This is a genomic window from Curtobacterium sp. VKM Ac-2861, assembly GCF_013204965.1.
GTDB lineage: Bacteria > Actinomycetota > Actinomycetes > Actinomycetales > Microbacteriaceae > Curtobacterium.
Window position 1 is genome coordinate 88,531 of the sequence record NZ_JABMLA010000003.1, and the last position, 20,330, is coordinate 108,860.

The window sequence follows — 20,330 nt, forward strand, 5'->3', positions numbered from 1 at the left end:
CCTGCGAGGGTGGAGCGATGACCCCCGAGATGCTCTGGGAACGAGCTGATCCCACCGAGGTGCTGCGGAGCCGTTTCGGGTTCACGGACGTCGCCGCTGCCGAGGACTGGGTCATCCGGACGCTCGGGCGGTGGTGGAACGTGCGCGTCATCGCCTGCGAGCGCATCGTGATGAGTGACCACAACGCGCTCGCCTGGGTCTCGACCGCTGGCGGCCGGATGCTCCTGAAGTGGTCGATCGCACCGGACGTGTTCGAGCGCTTGGCGTTCGCGGCGGACCTCACGACGTGGCTCGCGGAGCGCGGCCTGCCCGTTTCCGCCCCGATGCCGACGCCCGACGGACGGGTGCAGGTCGAGGAAGACGGGGTCTCGATGGGGCTCCAGCACGTCATCGGCGGAACCCTGCTGGACGTCCGCGATCCGGCACAGGTCCACGCGGCCGGTGCGACGCTGGCCCGCTTCCACGACGCGCTGCGCGACAGCCCCGATCGGGCGCGCGCAGCCGGTGTGCGCCCGCTGCCGATCCCACTCGTGCAGCAGGTCGAGGGCTGGCTCGACGGTGGGCCGACGCACGTGCTGGACCGCGCCCGGGTGGCACTGCGACGGCTGCTTGCGGCCGCGCCGTCCGACGACCTGCCGGTCCAGATCGTGCACGGCGACTACCGGGCGGCGAACGTCCTGTGCGCCGACTCGGACGTCGTCGCCGTCATCGACTTCGAGGACCTGCGGCTCGACCACCGCATCGTCGAGCTGGCACGCTCGGCCGTCCTGCTCGGGACGCTCTTCCACGACTGGGGCCCGGTCCCCGCGGCCGTCCACCGGCAGCTGCTCGACGGCTACCGCTCGGTGAGCGCGCTCACTGCCGACGAGCTCGCGTGGTGGGACGTCCTGGTGCTCTGGAACACGATGCTGTTCGTCCCGCCGGGGGATGACCCCACCGGGTGGGGTGCTGCTGCCGAGGCGCTCGCCGGTTAGCGGCCGAAGCGCTTCGCCGCCCGGGCGACGGCCATGAGCGCGGCGACCCCGAGTGCGATCCCGGCGATACCGACGACCATGCCACCCATGTACATGAACCCCGCGGCGAAGTTCACGCCGGTGCCGTCCGGGGTGAGGATCGTCCAGACCGAACCACCGGCTGTGAGCAGGAAGCCCAGACCGAGGAAGACGATCGCGAGGGTGGCGATCGAGCGGATGGCGTGCATGGTCCGAACCTACCGAACCCGAACCGGTGGCAGAGTGGCGTGATGGGGAGCATCCGGAACATCTCGGTCGGGCTGCCGGTCAAGGACGGCCACGTGCTGCTGTCCGAGTCGTTCGACAGCGTGCGGGACCTCCGCTTCCACCGCGCGGTCGGCGGCGGCATCGAGTTCGGCGAGACCGCGGTCCAGGCGCTCCGCCGGGAGTTCCGCGAGGAGCTCGACGTCGCCCTCGACGAGGTCCGGCTGCTCGGTGTCCTCGAGAACCTGTTCGAGTACGAGGGGCAGCCCGGGCACGAGTACGTCCACGTGTTCGCCGTCCGGTCGGCAGAGCTGGACGCGGTGCCGCTCGACGCTGAACTCGTGGTGCTGGACGAGGGCAGCCCGGTGCGCTGGGCGCCCGTCGACACGGACGTCCCGGTGTTCCCGGACGGCGTGCTCGACCTGCTCGCGGGACACAACCCGATGGACTCCTCGGCCAGCTGATGTTCCGACCCCGTCGGTCACACACCTGCCGGTGGTGTAGCCCTCATGTGTGGCCGTGACCGCGTTCACAAACGATCGTTTCTGAGCAGGTAGCTCCTGAGTCGTGACACGCCGACCGATCAGCTGTCCAAAACCCATTGCCTGCGAGCAGCTTCGTTCGGTGTCGTCGTTCTCGCACCGATCCGTGTCGTGATCACGTCCGATAGCCGATCCGCTACCGGGCGGACCGCGGCGGTCGCAGATCGCGCAGTTGCTTCCCCGTCGCGTTCTCGTTCCATCTCATGCACTCATGGTCGGTGATCTGCTCGTGGTCACCGACGTGATTGATTTCCCGGTCGCATCGCCACCGATCGAAGGCGCGTCCGCACGGCTTGATCATCAAGCACTATGGTGATGCGCTCGAGCCGCCCCGCTGCACGATCGTCTACCTGCCTTCGCCAAGTAGCTTTCCAGAACCCGCGCGGCGGCGGCGCCCTGCTCCGTCGATCGAGGGTCCAGAACGGTGAATTGAGTCGTAAGCGAGGAACGAGTGTGGGCATGTCCCTGCTTTCATTCTTCGCGCGCTAGCTCAGTGGGCTGCTACGGCGATGTCGGGGTTCTGAGGCAGCTGGCCGCGCTTGATGAGCAGGAGTGCTGCAAGGGATGCGAGCAGGAAGAATCCGAGCGAGCACCAGAAGACGGCGTGGTAGCCGGCCAATGCTGCTTCGGCTTGCGCGACCGCCGTGGGATTCGATCCGGTGAGGGCCGCAGCGGCTTGGCCTGCGGAGACCGCGCTGAGGACGGCGATCCCGATTGAACCGCCGATCTGTTGCATGGTGTTGACCATGGCTCCCGCGGCACCGCCGTCGCGGGTTTCTACCCCGGCGAGTGCAGCGATCTGTACGGCCGAGAACACAAGTCCCAGGCCGAGGCCGATGATGACGAGTGCGGGGACGACGTTGAGCAGGTAGGTGCTGTCGAGTTGGAGCCTGGTGAGCAGGAACATGCCGAACGCGACGATTACCCCGCCGGCAGCGACGGGGACTCGGGCGCCGAACCGGGAGGTGGCCCAGACTCCGATGATGCTTGCCGACACGACGAGGGCGGCGACCATGGGCATGAACGCGGCGCCGGTTTGCAGCGACGTGAAGCCGAGGGCTTGGATCAGGTAGTAGGTGAGGAACAGGAAGATTCCGAACATGCCTGCGCCGGTGATGGCGAGCACGATGTAGGCCCCACCGCGGGTGCGGTCCGCCACGAGGCGAAGCGGCAGGAGCGGATTGCTGGCGCGTCGTTCGATGAGGACGAACACGGCCAGGAGTACGCCTCCGCCGATGAGGGGGATGAGGGTCAGCGGCGATGTCCAACCTTCGTTCTCTGCGTTTCCGAGCCCGTAGACGACGCCGAAGAGCGCTAGGACAGCGGTGATACTTCCCGGGAGGTCCAGGGCGATCTTCTTCGAGGAAGAGACGTCCGCGGGGAGGAAGGCCCGGCCGGCGATAAAGGCGAAGCCGGCGAAGAACAGGTTGACGTACAGGCACCACCTCCAACTGGTGTACTCCGTCAGGACGCCGCCGAGGAGGAGTCCGACGGCGCCGCCGGCGCCGGCGATTGCGCCGAAGATCCCGAGTGCTCGGGCCCTTTCTTTGCTCTCTCGGAAAGTGCTGGTGAGGAGGGAGAGTCCGGCGGGTGCGAGCAGGGCGGCGAAGGTGCCTTGCAGGATGCGGGCTGTAACAAGGACGCCGAAGTCCGGTGCGAAGCCCGCCAGGGCCGATGCGGCCGCGAACCCGGCGAGGCCGATCAGGAAGGATCGGCGTCGTCCGATGAGATCATTCAGTCGTCCCGCGAGCAGCAGCAGGCTGCCGAAGGACAGTGCGTATCCGGTGACGATCCATTGCCGCCCCGCGTCGTCGAAGCCGAGGTCGGCCTGGGCGGCGGGCAGGGCGATGTTCACGATCGAGCTGTCCAGGACGACCATCAGCTGCGCCACGGACACCGCGACGAGCACCCACCATCGGTGTCGGGTCTGGGGTATCGGGTTCGATCCGGTACTCGGGGCGCGTTCAGTGGTCGTCATGGGGTTGGTCCGTTCCGGGATCTCGTCAGTGCGTGTGAGGGGTGCCTTGGGCAGTTGCATGGCCGGGATCGCACGCGGTCCCGGCCAGTGTTCTGCAGCCGATGGTTCAGCTGGAGACGAAGCTGTTCCTGTTCGCTCGGACCCACGCTTCGAGCGAGGTGGCGGGAGTGCCGGTGATCTTCTGGACGTCATCGGACCGGTCCCCGGCGTGGTCGAGTCCGTGTCGAACTACCCGGGCGAACTGCTGTCGGAGACCCTCTGCTGTCCACGCGTCGCCGCCGCCGAGACGGATGATGCCTGCGAACACGCGGCTCGGAAGATGCACGTAGCGGATTCGACGGCCGAGAACCTTCGAGAAGATGTCTGCGACCTCCCGGGACGTCAAAGAGACCGGCCCGGTGATCAGTGGCTCGCTGCCGCTGTGCTGGCCGTTGTGGAGGATCGTGGCTGCGACCCGGGCGATGTCGTTGGTGTCCGTCCACGCGACAGCGCCGCGCCCCGTCGTCTGCGGGAAAAAGCCGCGCTTGATGGGGATGGCGAACTGGGTGAGGTTCTGCATGAACGCCGACGGGTGAAGGATCGTGTACTCAAGCCCCGACATCTTGATCAATTCGTCGGTGTGCCAAGGTGCCCGCGCCCACGGCACGGACGAGGCAGGGTTCGCATCCCCGGTCGAGAGGTGCACGATCGCCCGCACGCCGGCCTGCTTCGCAGCAAGTACGGCATTCCGGCCGTGGAGCGCCTGCTCCTTGCCGCCCGCGGTCACGATCAAGACCTGGTCAGATCCCTCGAATACGCGCGTCAACGACGGCAGGTCATCAAGCGTCGACAGGGCCGCCTGGATCCCTTGCTTCTCGAACTTCGCGATCTGCTCTGGGCGGCGAGCAACTGCACGAACGGTTGCTCCCATCCCTCGGAGCTGCTCGAGGGTCTTGCCGCCAACATCCCCGGTCGCGCCGGTGATCGTAATCGTGTCAGTCATGTTGCCCTTCAAATCAGTTTCCTGATTCTAGACGCTACTCGGCCTACGATGGCTGGGTGTCAGACACGATCAAGATCACTGAGGCCGACATCGACGCGGTCGTCGGGTGGACCGTCATCCGTGCCGCGCGTCAGGCGGGCCGAATCGTCGCGATGGCGTTGAAGGAGCATGGGCTCACCCCGGTGGAGTTCGGGGTCCTGTCTCAGCTTGCCGCCGCAAACGGCGAGCTCACCCAGGCTGAAGTGGCCCGTGCCGCGGAGATCCGAGCGCAGAGCGTCGCCCCGATCATCGATGGTCTCGACGGGCGAGGGCTGATTCGTCGAGAAGGCGTCCGAGGGCGTGGTCGATCCGGTCGCCTGTTCCTCTCTGAGGACGGGGCAGCTCTCCTCAACAAGGCGTTCCCCGACGTTCTCGCGACGAACGAGCTGTTCGTCGATGGTGATTCGCAAACGCTCGTCAACGACCAACTCTTGGCGTTTCTGTCTCGATCGCGGCAGACGGAGCAGACATGACACTCGAAGCCGGTTCGCTGGCACCAGCTCATGAACGGTGAGCAGGCCGCGTTCGCGGCGGACGTCCGCAAAGCACTCACTTCCTACAGCCCACACATCGGCACCAGTGCCCTGCCCGGACTCCACTGCCGTCGAGTCGTGCCGCAGCGGGATCGCCCTCCGGGCGTTCGGCGCTCAGCGCTTGCGTCGAAGGAACAACGTGAGCGCTACGCCGACGATCACAACCACAAACAAGACAACGACCCAAGGCGGCAGCGAGGAACCGTCCTTCGGGATAGCTGCAGTGACCGAGGCGAGATCCGTCTTCATAACATCCAGCCTGCCAGTGAGATCCGTGCCCGGGCGTCTCTTTAGCCGGTCGGTCACCGGTGCAGATTTGGACGCCTTGAGATGAGGGCCAGAACTGTGGCTGTTCACGTTGTTCTGCATGGTTCTGGTCACGGTCTTCTGCGGGTGGACAGTCCGCTCGCGGCGGGGGGACATCATGGAACCTATGGACGAGATCGATACCGCGGCGCTCCAGAGTCGTCTCGACGGCGTCAGCGTCGCCGCAGCCCAAAGGTCGTTCCCCGTCACGTTCGCCCAGTGGCGGGCTGGAGGGTTCCGCCCGTTCTGGATTGCCAACGCGGTACGCCGTGTTCCTGGTGGCGGAGCAGGATTGGCTGCCGCGCTCGGTTAGCACGAGACCATCGTGAACGGGTGGGGAGCTGGGGACCTCTATCCGGGGTGGGACGCCGTGTGCGCGGTAGCGGCCGCGGCGAACCTGTCGGTCGGGGAGCTTGAAGTGCCGGCTGAGGACTATGTTCACCAGCTCACTGGAGACCGCCTTTCGGACGCCGCCGCTGCAATCTGTGCGTGCAGTATCACCAGGCCGTCATCGACGCTGCGAAGCCGTTGCGAGGGCATCTGCTTGGGCTTCCGAGTACGGCAGCGGAGGTGGCCCGGGTCGAAGCGGCACGGAAAACCGCCGGTGTCGACGCGCTGATGCTGGCTTACAAACAGTCCGGTGGACATCTGTCCGAGTCGGCACCAGAAGACCCTCTCGAGGCCGTCATCTGGACGAACCACGAACCACGAACCCGAGATTCGAGCGTTCCAGCAAGCCCTCTTCACGGCGGCAGGGGACTCCACCGACATCCTCCCCACCCACGGCGGCAAGCAAGGCGCAGAACTCCAAGAGACAGCCCGGTTGAGGGCGGTGACGATGCCGCGTCTCGGGCCAATAACGGCGGTCAACGAACCCGATACCGCCTTCCTCTTCACAGCAGACTTCACCACCGAAGAAGCTTGGATTGGAGACGCGGACGGTGTCGGTAAGATCCTGACCGTCTCAGTTTCCGCGCGACGTCAAGGCACTGACGACCGAGTCCCGGTCACTTCAGCAGTCCGCCCTTGGGTGCGAGTCCTCGTCGGGCAGGCATGGGCCGACAAAGTCGCTGTCGACACGAGTGCTCTTACTGACGCAAACCCACTCACCGCTTACTTCCAAGTGTTCCTCGACACCTCCGGTGCAGCTATCGACCCGCCCGAAGCGTTTCGTGGCAATCAGGACTGAGGACTAAGTTCCATGATTCTTGTACCCGATGCGAACGCGATCGTGCCGAACCCTCAGCTGCAGGGTGGCACGTGGCGCGCGATCACGACGGCGATCCGCGATGGCGCCCTCACGGTGGTGGTGCCACGCATCGTTGCCGCTGAGGTCACCGGAAAAGTTCGGCAGAACCGGCGCGATCAGCGTCCTAGGGTTGATGTTCATCGGGCGCCAGACGAGGTGAAGCAAGCAGTACGGGCAGCCGCAGACGAGGTGGAACGCTGGGCCAGTCAGTACGACGCCACGATCTACCTTGAAGCGGAAGGCGTGACTATCAGGGACACCCCGGTCGTTCCCCACGATGAGGTTGCTCAACGCGCCATCGACAGAGGCAAGCCGTTCAACGAAGACGGCGGCGGCTATCGTGACGCGTTGCACTGGTACACCGTGCTCGACCTTGCTCGCGAGTTCCCGCACGAGGAGATCGTCTTCATCTCAAAAGACCTCGCCTACCGGAACAACAAGGGCGCTGACCTTCATCCGGAGCTCCGTGACGAGATCGACGCGATCCTGACGACGGGAACCATCCGTATCTGCAAAACGCTCAACGACTTCGTACCTCCCCAGAAGTACTCCAGCAGCGAAGACCGTGTCGTTCCGGAAGCGGAGCACCTGGGCGATGTGGTCCGCGCACTGTTCCCCAACGGAGAGCTCCACGCCCCCGAACTGTGGATCGCTCTCGATCTTGATGAACCCGTCGATGCTGATGTCAGTGACCCTGGCGCACCCGAACTCGTATGGGCGTTTGCCCGTGACCTCGTAGATGGGGGCCGGTCGTATCGGACGAGGATCCGTATGACGGCCCGCGTTGCGTTCGACTGGATCGACTGGCCAGATGACGATGACGAGAGCTCGTACCAGGACCTCGACATCACCGCTTGGTACACCGTTGATGATCACGGGATTCACGTCGATCGCGACCGCACCGACATCCAGCCCGCCCCCATCTACACCGGACCGCGATTCGGCAGCGTAGATGCGCAGGGCACTCGGACGCTCACATCAAGTGCTTTTTCTCTCTGGGAGCGTCAGCAAATCAACTCAGCAGTATTCGCCGCCCAACAGGCGGCAGTCACGAAGTCGTCGATCGCTGCTGAGATCCAGCGGCGTGCGACTGAGGGAGCGAACCTCGGCTCGATCGCTGCGGAGATCCAGCGACGTGCGGCCGAAGGGACGAACCTCGGCTCGATCGCTGCGGAGATCCAGCGACGTGCGGCCGAAGGGACGAACCTTGGGTCGATCGCTGCGGAGATCCAGCGACGTGCGGCCGAAGGGACGAACCTCGGGTCGATCGCTGCGGAGATCCAGCGGCGTGCGGCCGAGAATACTGGCGTTGGATCCGTCGCCACAGCACTTGCGCATCGTGAACTAAGCGGCAGTGACCCTGCTTGGTCCGCACTCTCGGACTCGGCGCGCCGTGCAGCGCGCTCCGCCCTCAACGCCAACGGTGCCTCGGGAGAGTCCAAACAAGACGCCAATGCCGACACTACGGGGGAAGTGAAGGATCATCCGCCCGGCGACTCAACAGACCAGGATCCGCCGCCTCGTGCTTAACGGGCACCGAGGACGTGATCTGAGTCAAGCTCCGTTGCGGGGCCGCATCTTGGGGCGCGTCATGACGCCGATGGCGAGAGTGGCCAGCAGAAGGGTAACCGAAAGTGTGGCAGTCACCCATGCCACGGTGTGTGCGGTGTTCGCCGCCTCCCATTGACTCTTCGTCGCAACGTATGACCGGACGGGTGAATCACCGAGGCCGAACACTGGCTGTAGGGGGGACGCGTTGTGCGTCGCAATTGCCGCCACGACTGCCACCGCCACGGCAGCAAAGAGCAGGGCGCCAATCAACAGGCGTGGTCGACGAAGCAAAGGATGCACAGCGTCACTGTATCCGCTCATCTGTACCCCGTGCCCGCATGGCTTCCGCACTGTCCCATGTACGAGTCTGACCTGAAGGATCACTCATATCAAATCGGTACAATCGGCTCTGACCAGGCCTTTTGTTAACGTCCCCGTTTGGGGGTCGGGTACAGATACTCAGCTTCCTCATATGCTGCGCAAGCTGACAGCAACCCGTGCTGTCCATCACGTAGGGGGTCTTGTGCGCACACTGCTGCACGCTCCGCGCACGAGGAAGCGCAGCATCGCTGCTGCCACCCTCGGCGCGCTCGCACTTGTCGGATCACTACTCGTCGCTACCCCGGCGCAGGCCATCAACGACACCGGCACCGGTGGCGTGTTCGTGCCCGCGTCCGGCCGTGTCCTTGACACCAAGGTTGGTACCGGCGGGTTCAGCACGCCGATGGAGGCGGGCAAGTACCGGACCATCAAGATCGCCGGCGTCGCCGGGATCCCCGACGACGGCACTGTCGGCGCCGTGTCCCTCAACGCGACCGTCAGCGGCTCGGCGGACAACGGCATCCTCTACGGCCGCCCGGATGCGGACACGTCGCGCACGACGATGCTGATCTACAACGACAACGCGGGCGAGTACGTCTCCAACACCGCGATCGTCGCCGTCAGCGCGGCTGGCACCATCCAGGTGTCGACCGAGACAGCCGCACGACTGATCCTCGACGTGCAGGGCTACTACACCGCCAACACCGACGGCACCGCCGCCGGTGGCTTCGTCCCCGTCGCGGGCAAGCGCATCGTCGACACCCGTTCCGGGCTCGGCGCCCCGAAGGCACTCCTCGCGCCGGGGAAGAGCGTCGACATCCAGGTCACCGGCGCCAACGGCGTCCCGGCCGGCGCATCCGGCGCGGTCGTGAACCTCCTGCCGATCAACTCCACCGCTTCCGACGGGTACCTCACCCCGTACGCGACCGGGACCACCCGTCCGGACAATGCGCTGCACTACGCGCCGTCGGTGAACACCTCGATCCAGGCGCAGGTTCGCCTGTCCTCGAGCGGGAAGATGACGATCTACAACGGCTCGTCGACCATCAACCTCGTCATCGACCTGCAGGGGTACTTCACCAAGGCCGGCGTCACCGGCGCAACCTTCACTCCCGGCATTGGTCGGGTCTTCGACTCCCGCGCGACGGGAAACACGATCCTTGCCAAGAACGAGACCCGCGCAATCCCGGTCGCCGGTCAGGCCGGCGTCCCGGTCATGGGCTCCGGCATCACCGCCGTCGTCCTCACGCTGACCGCCGCGCACGGCGGCAGCGACGGGCGCGCATCCGTGTGGGCCAACGGAACCACGCAGCCGGACACGACGTCAATCAACTTCCAGACCGACGAGATCCGCACCAACACCGTCACCGTCGCCCTCGGCACGAACGGCAAGATCAACCTCAACAACGTCGCCGACGCCACTAACTACGTCATTGACGTGCAGGGCTGGTACACCAATCCCGCAGCGCCGACGGTGACTTGCGACGGCGCCTACACCCCTGGATCGTGGTCATCGACGTACCCCGCAAACGCCATATCCTGCCACTACTCGGTTGCTCCTGCTTTCCGATCCGACCTCCAACTCGTCGTATCGAACAACGGGATCGCAGTCTGGGGCACAAGCCTCGACGAGACCGCGTCATCGACAGGAGATTTCCTGCTCGACACCACCGGTGGTATCAACCTGGTTTCCGCAGCAATCGTCGATGAGACCGATGCTGTTGTTGCAGAATCCAGCTTCTCCTTTGGGCTGGGTGACTGGGGTAGCGCAGACCTCACCACGATGCCGGAACAGGGCTCCTTGGTGAATGCAGACGACGTGACGCTGTCGGTGGCGCCTACCGGAGATGCGTTCGAGGGCGACACGAAGTTCAAGTACACAGTGACAGCCAACCCTGACGGACTCTCCACTCCCATCGTCGAAAGCGGTTGGCAAGCTGATTCATGGACCGTCCCCAGCGGGCAGCTTGAGGCTGGGCGCACCTACTACTGGAACGTCGTAGTCGAAGGAAAGTCCGGCGAAAGCCGAGCACAGGTGCACCGCGAGTCGCCGTTGAGCACCTTCAACACCGACCCAACACCAGTTGACACTGAACTCACCACCAGTGACGGGCAGGTCGTGACCGCGCCGGCCGGGGAACTCAACAGCACTAGCGCTGCTAGTTCGACCTCCGCGAAGCAGTCCTACGAACAAGAGATCTACACGAGCTGGACGGATAAGTATGGCTACCGCGTCTATCTACGCAATGGTGTCTACTTCAACAAGATTGTCGCTAAGCATAACGGCACGCTGAAGATTGTGCAGCGAGCAACGCAGTACGCCGATAGTCGAGGTAACCCAAACGCGACTACCTATCAGTATGACACGACATTCTACAAGACTTACCGCGGCAAAATCGAGAATATTGCGCATTACCGAACCATCGTCAATCGCAACAAAGACAGAATCGATGGTAAACCGCGCGGAGTTGTCACGGGATATTGTCGGCAGGCCGGTAAGGCACAGTACTGCCCGAACTGGCTGAAGAAGGCTGTCTGATGAAGGTTTGGATACCCCGATGGTATTTGGAGGATCTTAGCCTCGATCTTAAGGATGGCGACAGCGTAGATTGGATAATCATTCCGGCGCACCGCGAGTGGTACACCGACATGCTCGGTGACGATGCACCCTCATGGGAAATTGACAGCATTGCATCGGATTCTCCGAATGCCAGGCCGATCGCCGGAGCAATAAAAGAAATCTACGCAATTGCGCCTGATTTCGAGCAGGATAAGGCTCCGTCAGCTGCCGACCGTTGGCCGACAGGTGCCAAAACCCAAAAAGTAGAAAACACTTTCAAGGTTCATCAATTGGATATATCAATCCACGTCACTGGATTCGTCGTCAACGTCGAAAGCAGTCTGTAGGTCCCCCCAGAACGCCCCGCCCTTCCGGCGGGGCGTTCTTCGTACCGTCTGGTTGAGGTACACCCCAACTGGACGTCAGGCATGACGTTGGAGGAGCGTCCGGTTAGGGTCCGATTTGGGTTTGTATGACACTTGCTCTCGGAGGTCTTGGACTCTAACTGGACAAGTCTGGGTCGGAGGCGACGTGTTCGGGTCAGCGGGTCGTCGTCATCATCGTCGGCGTGCTCTGCGTGGAGCTCGGTGCGCAGGCGGCAAAGAAAGCGGAGACCGCCTGATGGCCTAACTGTTCCTGATCGGCGCGATCCTCTTCGAGGTCGCCGGCACCACATCACTTCGCCTCGCTATCGACAACAAACGTTAGTACGCCGGCGTTGCAGTCGGCTACGTCCTCGCCTTCATCGCACTAACCCTCACACTGTCCAACGGTCTCCCCCTGGGGATCGCCTACGGTATCTGGGCAGCAGCCGGCGTCGCCCTCACCGCGATCATCTCCAAGGTCCTCTTCAAGGAACCCCTCACCTGGCTGATGAGCCTCGGGATCATCCTCATCATCGGCGGTGTCCTCCTCATCGAGGTTGGTGCAGCGCACTGACGTCCGGCGACCCCTTCGACTTGCGAACCCGCGCTGCCACACCGTGCCCCGACTGAATGTGGACGGATCACGCACCAACTGCGCAGCTATCTGTCGCATCTGGGCACCCCTTCAGCCACGGGGTGGTCATTGGGGCGACGGCGACGAGATGTCTGATCGAGCGAAGCGACACTCGCGCCGGCGCCGGAGTCGTGAACCGGAGTTGGCGACGATCAGTGGATCCGTCGACGCTCACCCGTCTCGACCGTGGTGCGAACCAGTGCCCGCTGCCCGAACGCGAAGTGTTTGCCTTTTGACGACGTCCTCGCTCGGACTCGTTGGCTCGCGGACTCGCCCGAGTAGGGCCGCGAGCACCGTCTTGCGTCCGTACGGTTGCGAAACGTCTCGTCGGTAGCACGGCCGAGGCGTTCCGTCCCGCGGGATCCGGGGATGCGACGGTTCTCACAACCATGTCTCGCAAGCGTCTTCGGTGAAGGTGTCATTCACAGTGGCTTGCGAGACAACGTGGCGATGTAGATCGGGTCTGGCTCGCCTGTGCGTCCGGCAGCGGGACACGGCTCGGCGCGAGGACCCCTCGTTGCCGCGGGCGTGCGCCGCGACGACCGACGTTTTTTCGATGGAGGTGCATTGGGAGCTCGTGCCTCACGTGCTGCACGCTCGTACTGAACTGACCGCCTGGCGACGAGACGCGCAGGGATGGGCGCTCTCGGGGTCGCCCGTCATCGTCCGGAGGGCCGAGATCGCCCCCACTGACGTCACGATCCCGTCACGACGGGCGCATTCCCAGCGGACACGGCGGTGTTCCGCGGCGAAGTCCCGGCGACCGCCCGAGAACGGCTGGGACGCTCCCGAACTACCGCGCCAGATCGGTGCGGTGATGCACCACGGGGGATCCAGAGCGATGACGATGAGACGTGCAGGGGGAGCCGCGCTCGGCTTCGTGGGCGGCAGTGTGCTCGCCGGGTTGATGATCGGGGTCGGCGTGACGCCGATGATCGCGGTCGCCGGGGTGAGCACGACGTCGGCGATCGGGGTGTTCGAATCGCTGCCGGAGCACATCGAGATCGGGGATCTGCCGCAGCGCAACCAGGTCTGGGCCTACCGCGGTGGCGAACCGGTGCACCTGGCGAACGTGTGGGCGCAGGACCGGCAGGAGCTGTCGTTCGACCAGATCAGCGACCAGCTGAAGCACGCCGCGGTCGACGGTGAGGACAAGCGGTTCTACGAGACCGGTGGTGTGGACGCGACGTCGATGGTCCGCTCCCTGGTGAGCGTCGCCGCGTCGCAGGGCGAGGGCGGTTCGGGTGGCTCGACGCTCACGATGCAGCTCGTCCGCAACATCAAGATCCAGCGGGCGAGCGAGCTGCCGACGCTCGAGGAGCAGAAGGCCGGGTACAAGGAGGCGACGAAGCGGTCGCCGCAGCGGAAGCTCGCCGAGATGAAGCTCGCGATCGGCCTGGCGAAGAAGTACACCAAGGAGCAGATCCTGACGGCGTACCTGAACATCGCGTACTTCGGCGACCAGACCTACGGTGTGCAGTCGGCCGCGCAGCACTACTACGGCAAGTCCGCCACCGACCTGACCCCGGCCGAAGCGGCATCGCTCATCGCGATCGTGCAGTGGCCGGAGCGCCGCGACCTGTCCACGCCGGACAACTACCGCGACAACGCCGCGCGGCGGAACGTGATCCTCCGCTCGATGCACGAGCAGGGACACCTGACGACCGACGAGTACCGCACGGCACGGCTGTCGCGGCTGGCCGACTCCGTGCGCATCACCGCACCGCAGCAGGGGTGCGAGGCCGTCGAGACCGGTGCGGAGTTCTTCTGCGACTACGCCAAACGCGTCGCCGCACGACTGCCGCAGCTCGGAGCGACGAAGCAGCAGCGCGCCGACGCCTGGCGGACGGGTGGGTACCGCATCCAGACGACGCTCGACCTCGACCTGAACGCGAAGCAGAAGGAACTGCTCGACCGGTACGACCCGAAGACCGAGACTCGTCTCGCGCTGGGCGCGACGCTGAACACCGTCGAGGCGGGCACCGGCCGGGTGCTCACGATGGCGCAGAACACCGACTACGACCGGTCGGAGCAGGCGCCACCGACGGCGACGTCGCTGAACTACGCCGTCGACCAGGCCGACGGAGATTCGACGGGCTTCCAGACCGGCTCGACGTACAAGATGTTCACGCTGCTGGCGTGGCTCGAGGCCGGCCGCAGCCCGGACACGGTCGTGAACGGTACGCCGCACCCGCAGAGCACGTGGACGGCGTGCGGCGAGCAGACGACGGCCTTCTGGCAGCCGAAGAACGACTCGCCCGGCCAGAAGGGGCCGTACTCGGTCCGCTCGGCCACGGCCCAGTCCGTGAACGCCGCCTACCAGTCGATGGCGGCACAGCTCGACCTGTGCGACATCCGCGACGTCGCGAAGCGCCTCGGTGTGCACCTGGCCGCCGGCGGCGAGCTGCCGTGGAACCCCGCGTCGCTGCTCGGCACCGAGAGCATCGCGCCGCTGACGATGGCGGCGGCGTACGCGGGCGTCGCGAACGGTGGTCGCTACTGCGCGCCGGTCGTCATCGACCAGGTGACCGCACCGGACGGCACGGAGCTCGGCGGGCAGCCGCGCACCTGCTCGCAGGCCGTCTCGCCGCAGACCGCGGCGACGGCCTTCGAGGTCATGCAGGGCGCGTTCCGGGGCGGCACGGCGAGCGGCGGCCAGACCCCGGACGGCACCACGCTGTTCGGCAAGACCGGTACGGCCGACGCCGCCGACCAGGTGTGGTTGGTCGGCGGGAGCTCGCGCGCTGTGACCGCGTACTGGCAGGGCAACACCGACGGCGGGAAGCACAACCTGCGGTACTACTCGAACGGTCAGGGCGGCACCTACGCGGGGTCCCGCGCAGCGGTCTGGCGCGATGCGCAGACCGCGGTGAACGCCGCCTTGCCAGTGGGCTGACGACACCAGGCGGGGCACGTGTTCGAGAACGCACCACGGACAGACGGGAGGCCCGTTGCCAGCTGGCAACGGGCCTCCCGTCTGCTTTCCGGTTGCGTCTAGGACAGCTTCTTGCTGTCCTCGAGCCAGCCCGCGAGCTCCGTCATGTAGCCGGCCTGCGAGGCGTAGTCGAGCGCCGGGAAGGTGAAGCTGTGCACCTGGCCGGCCTCGAGCGCCGCGTTGTCGGCGAAGGTCGGCTGCTTCTCGAGGTCCGCGACCTGGTAGCCCTGCTGCGACAGCAGCAGCACGTCGGCCTTGATCTGGCCCGCGTTCTCCCACGAGTAGATGCCCCAGTAGAAGCCCTTCGGCTTCGGGTTCACGAAGTCGACGCCGAACGACGAGTACATCTGCAGCAGCGGCTCGTCGGTCGGGCGGGTGACGTAGGCGCCGTCACCGTCGGCGTACATGGAGACGACCGACAGGTCCTGCTCCTTCGCGACCTTCTCGAGCTCGTCGCCGGCGGTGTCGAAGCGCTTCTCGGCGGCCTCGATCGTCGACTCCTTGGCACCGAGGGACTCGCTCAGGTCGGCGATCTTCTCGATGACGTCCTCGCCCTTGCCGCCCCACTTGACCTGGACGACCGGCGCGATGGCCTCGATCTGCTTCTCCTGCTCGTTGTCCTTGAAGCCGTACCCGGGCTGCGTGTCGTCGAGCGTGCCCTTCTCGTCGGTCGGGTAGACCGAGGTCACGACGAGGTCGGGCTTCAGCGCTGCGAGCTTCTCGAGGTCGACGTCGCCGTACCCGGTGCCGAGCTGCGTGATGCCGTCGGTGTCCAGGTCATCGAAGCGGGCGTCCTTCGCCATGGTCAGCTGGCCGAAGGTGCCGACCGGCTTCAGGCCGTACTCGATGAACGAGATCGCGATGTCGTTCAGCACGACGACGCGCTTCGGCGTGTGGTCGACCTTGACGGTCGTGCCGGTGGCGTCCTCGTAGGACCAGGCCTTCGACGCCGCGGTGTCGCCGTCGGAGTCGTTCGAGTCGGTGCTCGAGCAGCCGGCGAGGAGGAGGGCCGAGACGGCCACGGAGGTCAGGAGGGTGGCTCGGAGGGAGCCGCGTCGGGAGAGCTTCACGTTAGGAGAGGCTAACCTAAGTTTGCGGCACCCGCTAGTTCGACGTCTGGTTCGGCATGCGGCGCCGGGTCGTGCTCGTCGGCCTCGGGCACGATCATCGGCGCCCCGGTCACGGGGTCCGGGAACACGCGCGCGTGCAGCCCGAAGGCGTGCTCGAGCAACGCGGGGGTCAGTACCTCGTGCGGTGCGCCGTCTGCAGCGACGCCGCCGTCGTGCAGGACGACGAGCCGGTCGGAGAACCGGGCCGCGAGCGACAGGTCGTGCAGGACCATCACGATGGTGGAGCCCTGCTCCCGGTTGAGTCGGCGCACCAGGCGCAGGACCTCGAGCTGGTGCGCGAGGTCCAGGTAGGTCGTCGGTTCGTCGAGCAGCAACGTGTCGGCCTGCTGCGCCACCACCAGGGCGATCCACGCACGCTGTCGCTGGCCACCCGACAGGCTCGCGACGTCGCGGTGGGCGACGTCGGTCAGCCCGGTCGCCGCGATGGCCTGCTCGGCGACGTCGGCGTCGTCCGCGGTCCACGGCTTCGCCCACGACTGGTGCGGGTTGCGGCCGCGCATCACCAGGTCGAGCACGCTCGTGCCCGCAGGAGCGACGGGGGACTGCGGCAGGATCGCGAGTTTCCGCGCGACCTGGCGGTTCGGTTCCTTGCGGATCGGGGCACCGTCGAGCAGGACCTCGCCGGACTGCGGCTTCAGCACGCGCCCGAAGGCCTTGAGCAGGGTCGACTTGCCGCAGCCGTTCGCGCCGAGGAACGTCGTCACGGTGCCGCGCTCGATGCGCAGGTCGAGATCGGTCAGCACCGGGTGCCGGTCGTAGCCGACGGACAGGCCGCGGGCTTCGAGGACCGGGGTGGACGGCGGGGTGGACGGGGGTGTCGTCATCGGGACATCTCCTTGCGGTGACGGATGAGGAGCCAGATCAGGTACGGGGCACCGATCACGGTCGTGATGATGCCGACGGGCACCTGCCACGGGAACGCCGATCGGGACAGCAGGTCCGCCGCGAGGACCAGCGCGGCGCCGAGCAGACCGGCGAGCAGTAGCGGTGGCCGGTTCGTCCCGGCCAGCCGGAGTCCGACCTGCGGTACCACGAACGCGACGAAGCCGACCGGTCCGGCGGCGGCGACGGCGGCGGCGGTGAGCACGACGGCCAGGGCGATCACGAGCAGGCGGTGCCGCTGGACGGCGAGCCCCACCCCCGTCGCGACCTCGTCACCGAGCTGTCCGATGCCGAGCGCCGCACTCGTCGCCAGGGCGATCGGCACCGCGACCGCGGCGACGATGAGCAGCGGCCAGACGCTCGACCACGAGGTGCTCGACAGGCTGCCGACGAGCCACTGCGACGCCGCGGTCGCGATGGTGATCTTGGCGCGGACGAGCAGGTAGCTCGTCACGGCGTCGAGGGTCGCGCTCACGCCGATGCCGACCAGGATGAGCCGGTAGCTCTGCACCCCGCCGCGCCAGCCGAGCCCGTACACGACGGCGGCGGCGATGAGCGCACCGATCGTCGCGGCCACCGGGATCCCGCCGCTGAGCACGATCGAGGACACCGAGTACGTGCCCCCACCGAGCACGATGGCCGCCACGGCGCCGACGCTCGCGCCCGAGGTCACGCCGATGATGTCCGGGGTGCCCAGGGGGTTCCGCGTGAAGGTCTGGGTCAGTGCGCCGGCGATGCCGAGGGTCAGCCCGACGAGCGCTCCGGTGAGGACACGGGGCAGCCGGAGGGTGGTGATGATGAAGCCGTCCGGGCCGGTCTCGAGCCCGACCAGGGAGCGGAGCACGATGCCCGGGGCGATCCAGGTCGAGCCGATCGCGACACCGAGGACGACGAGCACCAGGACCAGACCGAGAGCGGCGACCGTGTACCAGAACACCCGCGGGCGCCAGGCGAGGCCGATCGGGCCGATGCGGACACCGGAACGGCCGGGCGCGCGGACCGCTGCGCCCGTCACAGGGACACCAGCGATCGGCGACGAGCGACGGCGACGAAGACGGGGCCGCCGATGACGGCCAGGACGATGCCGACCTCGACCTCCGAGAACCCGCCGATGAGCCGCCCCACGACGTCGGCGAGCAGCACGAGCGCCGCTCCGACGAGCCCGGAGACCGGCAGGGTCCACCGGTGCCCGGTACCGACGAGGGCTCGGGCGACGTGCGGCACCGTCAGGCCGACGAAGCCGATCGGCCCGGCGGCGGCGGTCGCTCCGGCTGCCAGCAACGTGATGGCCCCGAGCCCGACGAGCCGCGCGAAGAGCACGTTCTCGCCCAGGCCCTTGGCCAGGTCCGAGCCGAGCCCGAGCGCATCGAGTGCCCGGACGTTCAGGATCGCGAGCACCAGCCCGGCGACCAGGAACGGCCACACTGCCCCGAGGATGTCGAGTTGGCGTGCGGCGAGGGAACCGACGACCCACAGCCGGTACGCGTCGAGCGAGTCCTGGTCGGTCAGGACGACGAACGAGGTCAGCGCGCCCAACAGGGCCGAGACGGCGGCGCCCGCGAGGGCGAGGGGTACCGGGCTCGCCGTCCCGCTGCCCGCGATGGTCACCGAGAACACCACGACGCTCGCGACCAGTGCGCCGCCGAGGGCGAACCACACCGTCGCGCCGGTGCTCGTGACGCCGAACACGTAGACGCCGAGGACGACGGCGAGCCCGGCACCCGACGAGACCCCGAACAGTCCGGGGTCGGCGAGCGGGTTGCGCGTGTGTCCCTGCATCAGGAGCCCCGCGATCCCGAGGGCCGCACCGACCGCGGCACCGATGAGCGTGCGCGGGATCCGGGAGCCCCAGACGATCGCCTCGTCGGTGGTCGACCCGGTCCGGAACAGGCCGTCGAGCACCCGGTCGACGCCGATCCGGTTGCTGCCGAGGAGCATGCTCGCGACCGCCACCACGACCAGCACGACGACCAGTCCGGCGATCACCAGGACGCGGCGACGGACGGCGGTGCGGTGGACGCCGAGTGCGGCGGACGCATCGGTGACGCGGGCCTCCGAGACGGAAGCCAAGGTGGGGGAGGGGGCTGGCACGGAGAACATCTTAGGTTAGCCTTGCCTCATGGCGAAGACTCCGCGGCTCCTGCCCGAGAATCCCCGGCTCTTCCGTGCCCGGGTCCTGCGGACCGAGCGCACGACGCCGTCGATGCAGCGCGTGACCGTCACCGGCGACGACCTGCACGAGTTCCCGTTCCTCGGCTTCGACCACTGGTTCCGCCTGTTCACCGGGCGTCCGGACCAGGACGCGTTCCGGATGCCGGACCTCGACGGCAAGAAGTGGTGGCCGACGTTCCTGGCCATCCCCGAGGACGTCCGCCCGCACTGCGCGAACTACACCGTCGCCGCGTTCCGCCCGATGCCCGACGGCACCGCCGAGATGGACATCGACTTCGTCGTGCACACCGACGCCGACGGCGAGCCCGAAGGCCGTGCCGCGATCTGGGCCTGCGGTGCCCGCCCCGGCGACCAACTGGCGATGCTCGACCAGGGCTGCATCTTCGACTGCCCGGACGACACCAGCGAGATCGTCATCGCGGCCGAGGAGACCGGCCTGCCCGGCGTGCTCGGCATCGCCGCGTCGCTGCCCCGGAACGCCGTCGGCCGCATCATCCAAGAGGTCCCCACCGCTGGCGACGTCCGCGAGATCGACGCACCGGCCGGGGTCACGGTCATGTGGATCGTCCGTGACGAGGTCGACCACCACGCCGTCCCGGGCCGCGCGGCGCTCGCCGAACTGCAGCGGCACGTGCCCGTCGACGACCGCGGGTACGCCTTCGTGGTCGGCGAGTCGACCCTCGCCACCGAGGGCCGCCGGCACCTGCACCGTGCGGGTCTGCCGAAGGCGCGCATCACGTTCTCCGGCTTCTGGAAGCACGAGGCCAAGGAGTCCGTCTCCGCCTGAGCGGCGCTCGTTCCTTCCCCTGGCGCCTGCGATGCCTGGTGCCTGGTGCCTTCGGGCGAACCGTCACAGAACTTCTCGCCAGGTACGCCCGTCCCCGCCAGGTACGCCCGATCTCGGCAGGCGACCCGCGCCCGAGACGCGACCGAC

17 protein-coding genes and 1 pseudogene are annotated in these 20,330 nt (G+C 66.7%); 10 read left to right on the forward strand and 8 right to left on the reverse strand.

The window, feature by feature from the left end; genetic code table 11:
- Positions 1–17 precede the first annotated feature (17 nt).
- Positions 18–974 (forward strand): phosphotransferase, encoded by a 957-nt coding sequence (locus tag HQQ88_RS08415; protein WP_173169201.1) that lies wholly within the window; start codon positions 18–20, stop codon positions 972–974.
- Here HQQ88_RS08415 and HQQ88_RS08420 read toward each other — a convergent pair.
- The gene (locus HQQ88_RS08420; protein ID WP_173169202.1) at positions 971–1,201 is read right to left on the reverse strand and encodes a hypothetical protein; all 231 of its coding nucleotides are present in this window, start codon (positions 1,199–1,201) and stop codon (positions 971–973) included. The two genes, HQQ88_RS08415 and HQQ88_RS08420, sit on opposite strands and share 4 nt — an antisense overlap.
- A gap of 42 nt (positions 1,202–1,243) precedes the next feature.
- Here HQQ88_RS08420 and HQQ88_RS08425 point away from each other — a divergent pair, with 42 nt between their 5' ends.
- A complete protein-coding gene (locus HQQ88_RS08425) occupies positions 1,244–1,681 on the forward strand; it encodes an NUDIX domain-containing protein (RefSeq protein WP_173169203.1) in 438 nt (145 codons plus the stop codon).
- Between the two features lie 568 nt (positions 1,682–2,249).
- Here the strand turns inward: HQQ88_RS08425 and HQQ88_RS08430 are convergent.
- Positions 2,250–3,797 carry an MFS transporter gene (locus HQQ88_RS08430; RefSeq protein ID WP_216834423.1) on the reverse strand — a complete coding sequence of 516 codons (1,548 nt, stop codon included), beginning with the start codon at positions 3,795–3,797 and terminating at the stop codon, positions 2,250–2,252.
- A gap of 46 nt (positions 3,798–3,843) precedes the next feature.
- Positions 3,844–4,719, reverse strand: coding sequence for an NmrA family NAD(P)-binding protein (locus HQQ88_RS08435; RefSeq protein WP_173169204.1), 876 nt, complete (start codon positions 4,717–4,719; stop codon positions 3,844–3,846).
- A 56-nt stretch (positions 4,720–4,775) separates the two neighbouring features.
- On the opposite strand from HQQ88_RS08435, the gene HQQ88_RS08440 reads away from it, so the two are divergent.
- A complete protein-coding gene (locus HQQ88_RS08440; protein ID WP_173169205.1) occupies positions 4,776–5,231 on the forward strand; it encodes a MarR family winged helix-turn-helix transcriptional regulator in 456 nt (151 codons plus the stop codon).
- Between the two features lie 174 nt (positions 5,232–5,405).
- Here the strand turns inward: HQQ88_RS08440 and HQQ88_RS08445 are convergent, their stop codons facing one another.
- Positions 5,406–5,660, reverse strand: coding sequence for a hypothetical protein (locus tag HQQ88_RS08445; protein ID WP_173169206.1), 255 nt, complete (start codon positions 5,658–5,660; stop codon positions 5,406–5,408).
- Between the two features lie 577 nt (positions 5,661–6,237).
- On the opposite strand from HQQ88_RS08445, the gene HQQ88_RS08450 reads away from it, so the two are divergent.
- The 6 genes and pseudogenes from HQQ88_RS08450 (at position 6,238) to HQQ88_RS08475 (ending at position 15,173) form a co-directional block, all read left to right on the forward strand.
- Complete coding sequence (locus tag HQQ88_RS08450; protein WP_173169207.1) at positions 6,238–6,786, forward strand: hypothetical protein; 549 nt, start codon at positions 6,238–6,240, stop codon at positions 6,784–6,786.
- Positions 6,787–6,798: 12 nt separating this feature from the next.
- Entirely contained in the window at positions 6,799–8,376 is a 1,578-nt protein-coding gene (locus HQQ88_RS08455; RefSeq protein ID WP_173169208.1) for a PIN domain-containing protein, read from the forward strand.
- 493 nt (positions 8,377–8,869) lie between these two features.
- Complete coding sequence (locus HQQ88_RS08460) at positions 8,870–11,257, forward strand: hypothetical protein (RefSeq protein ID WP_173169209.1); 2,388 nt, start codon at positions 8,870–8,872, stop codon at positions 11,255–11,257.
- Positions 11,257–11,625 carry a DUF6578 domain-containing protein gene (locus tag HQQ88_RS08465; RefSeq protein WP_173169210.1) on the forward strand — a complete coding sequence of 123 codons (369 nt, stop codon included), beginning with the start codon at positions 11,257–11,259 and terminating at the stop codon, positions 11,623–11,625. The genes HQQ88_RS08460 and HQQ88_RS08465 overlap by 1 nt, the downstream gene beginning before the upstream one ends.
- 283 nt (positions 11,626–11,908) lie before the next feature.
- Positions 11,909–12,217, forward strand: a pseudogene (locus HQQ88_RS08470) (multidrug efflux SMR transporter).
- Positions 12,218–13,118: 901 nt separating this feature from the next.
- Positions 13,119–15,173, forward strand: coding sequence for a transglycosylase domain-containing protein (locus HQQ88_RS08475; RefSeq protein WP_254066996.1), 2,055 nt, complete (start codon positions 13,119–13,121; stop codon positions 15,171–15,173).
- A gap of 98 nt (positions 15,174–15,271) precedes the next feature.
- On the opposite strand, the gene HQQ88_RS08480 is transcribed toward HQQ88_RS08475, so the two are convergent.
- Genes HQQ88_RS08480 through HQQ88_RS08495 form a run of 4 tightly spaced genes read right to left on the reverse strand, consistent with a single transcriptional unit; the run spans position 15,272 to position 19,315 of the window.
- Positions 15,272–16,282, reverse strand: a complete 1,011-nt coding sequence (locus tag HQQ88_RS08480) for an ABC transporter substrate-binding protein (protein ID WP_123938322.1) — start codon at positions 16,280–16,282, stop codon at positions 15,272–15,274.
- Between the two features lie 11 nt (positions 16,283–16,293).
- Complete coding sequence (locus HQQ88_RS08485; RefSeq protein WP_173169211.1) at positions 16,294–17,166, reverse strand: ABC transporter ATP-binding protein; 873 nt, start codon at positions 17,164–17,166, stop codon at positions 16,294–16,296.
- Entirely contained in the window at positions 17,163–18,239 is a 1,077-nt protein-coding gene (locus tag HQQ88_RS08490) for a FecCD family ABC transporter permease (protein ID WP_367916998.1), read from the reverse strand. Before HQQ88_RS08490 ends, HQQ88_RS08485 begins: the two co-directional genes overlap by 4 nt.
- Complete coding sequence (locus tag HQQ88_RS08495) at positions 18,236–19,315, reverse strand: FecCD family ABC transporter permease (protein ID WP_367916999.1); 1,080 nt, start codon at positions 19,313–19,315, stop codon at positions 18,236–18,238. The genes HQQ88_RS08490 and HQQ88_RS08495 overlap by 4 nt, the downstream gene beginning before the upstream one ends.
- 28 nt (positions 19,316–19,343) lie before the next feature.
- Here HQQ88_RS08495 and HQQ88_RS08500 point away from each other — a divergent pair, with 28 nt between their 5' ends.
- Positions 19,344–20,183, forward strand: a complete 840-nt coding sequence (locus tag HQQ88_RS08500) for a siderophore-interacting protein (protein ID WP_131921515.1) — start codon at positions 19,344–19,346, stop codon at positions 20,181–20,183.
- The last annotated feature ends 147 nt before the right edge of the window (positions 20,184–20,330 follow it).

Excerpts from the sequence above, each read along its gene's own strand:
- HQQ88_RS08415 (WP_173169201.1), top strand. The coding sequence starts at position 18 with ATGACCCCCGAGATGCTCTGGGAACGAGCTGATCCCACCGAGGTGCTG.
- HQQ88_RS08420 (WP_173169202.1), bottom strand. The coding sequence starts at position 1,201 with ATGCACGCCATCCGCTCGATCGCCACCCTCGCGATCGTCTTCCTCGGT.
- HQQ88_RS08425 (WP_173169203.1), top strand. The coding sequence starts at position 1,244 with ATGGGGAGCATCCGGAACATCTCGGTCGGGCTGCCGGTCAAGGACGGC.
- HQQ88_RS08430 (WP_216834423.1), bottom strand. The coding sequence starts at position 3,797 with ATGCAACTGCCCAAGGCACCCCTCACACGCACTGACGAGATCCCGGAA.
- HQQ88_RS08435 (WP_173169204.1), bottom strand. The coding sequence starts at position 4,719 with ATGACTGACACGATTACGATCACCGGCGCGACCGGGGATGTTGGCGGC.
- HQQ88_RS08445 (WP_173169206.1), bottom strand. The coding sequence starts at position 5,660 with ATGCAGAACAACGTGAACAGCCACAGTTCTGGCCCTCATCTCAAGGCG.
- HQQ88_RS08455 (WP_173169208.1), top strand. The coding sequence starts at position 6,799 with ATGATTCTTGTACCCGATGCGAACGCGATCGTGCCGAACCCTCAGCTG.
- HQQ88_RS08460 (WP_173169209.1), top strand. The coding sequence starts at position 8,870 with ATGCTGCGCAAGCTGACAGCAACCCGTGCTGTCCATCACGTAGGGGGT.
- HQQ88_RS08465 (WP_173169210.1), top strand. The coding sequence starts at position 11,257 with ATGAAGGTTTGGATACCCCGATGGTATTTGGAGGATCTTAGCCTCGAT.
- HQQ88_RS08475 (WP_254066996.1), top strand. The coding sequence starts at position 13,119 with ATGACGATGAGACGTGCAGGGGGAGCCGCGCTCGGCTTCGTGGGCGGC.
- HQQ88_RS08485 (WP_173169211.1), bottom strand. The coding sequence starts at position 17,166 with ATGACGACACCCCCGTCCACCCCGCCGTCCACCCCGGTCCTCGAAGCC.
- HQQ88_RS08500 (WP_131921515.1), top strand. The coding sequence starts at position 19,344 with ATGGCGAAGACTCCGCGGCTCCTGCCCGAGAATCCCCGGCTCTTCCGT.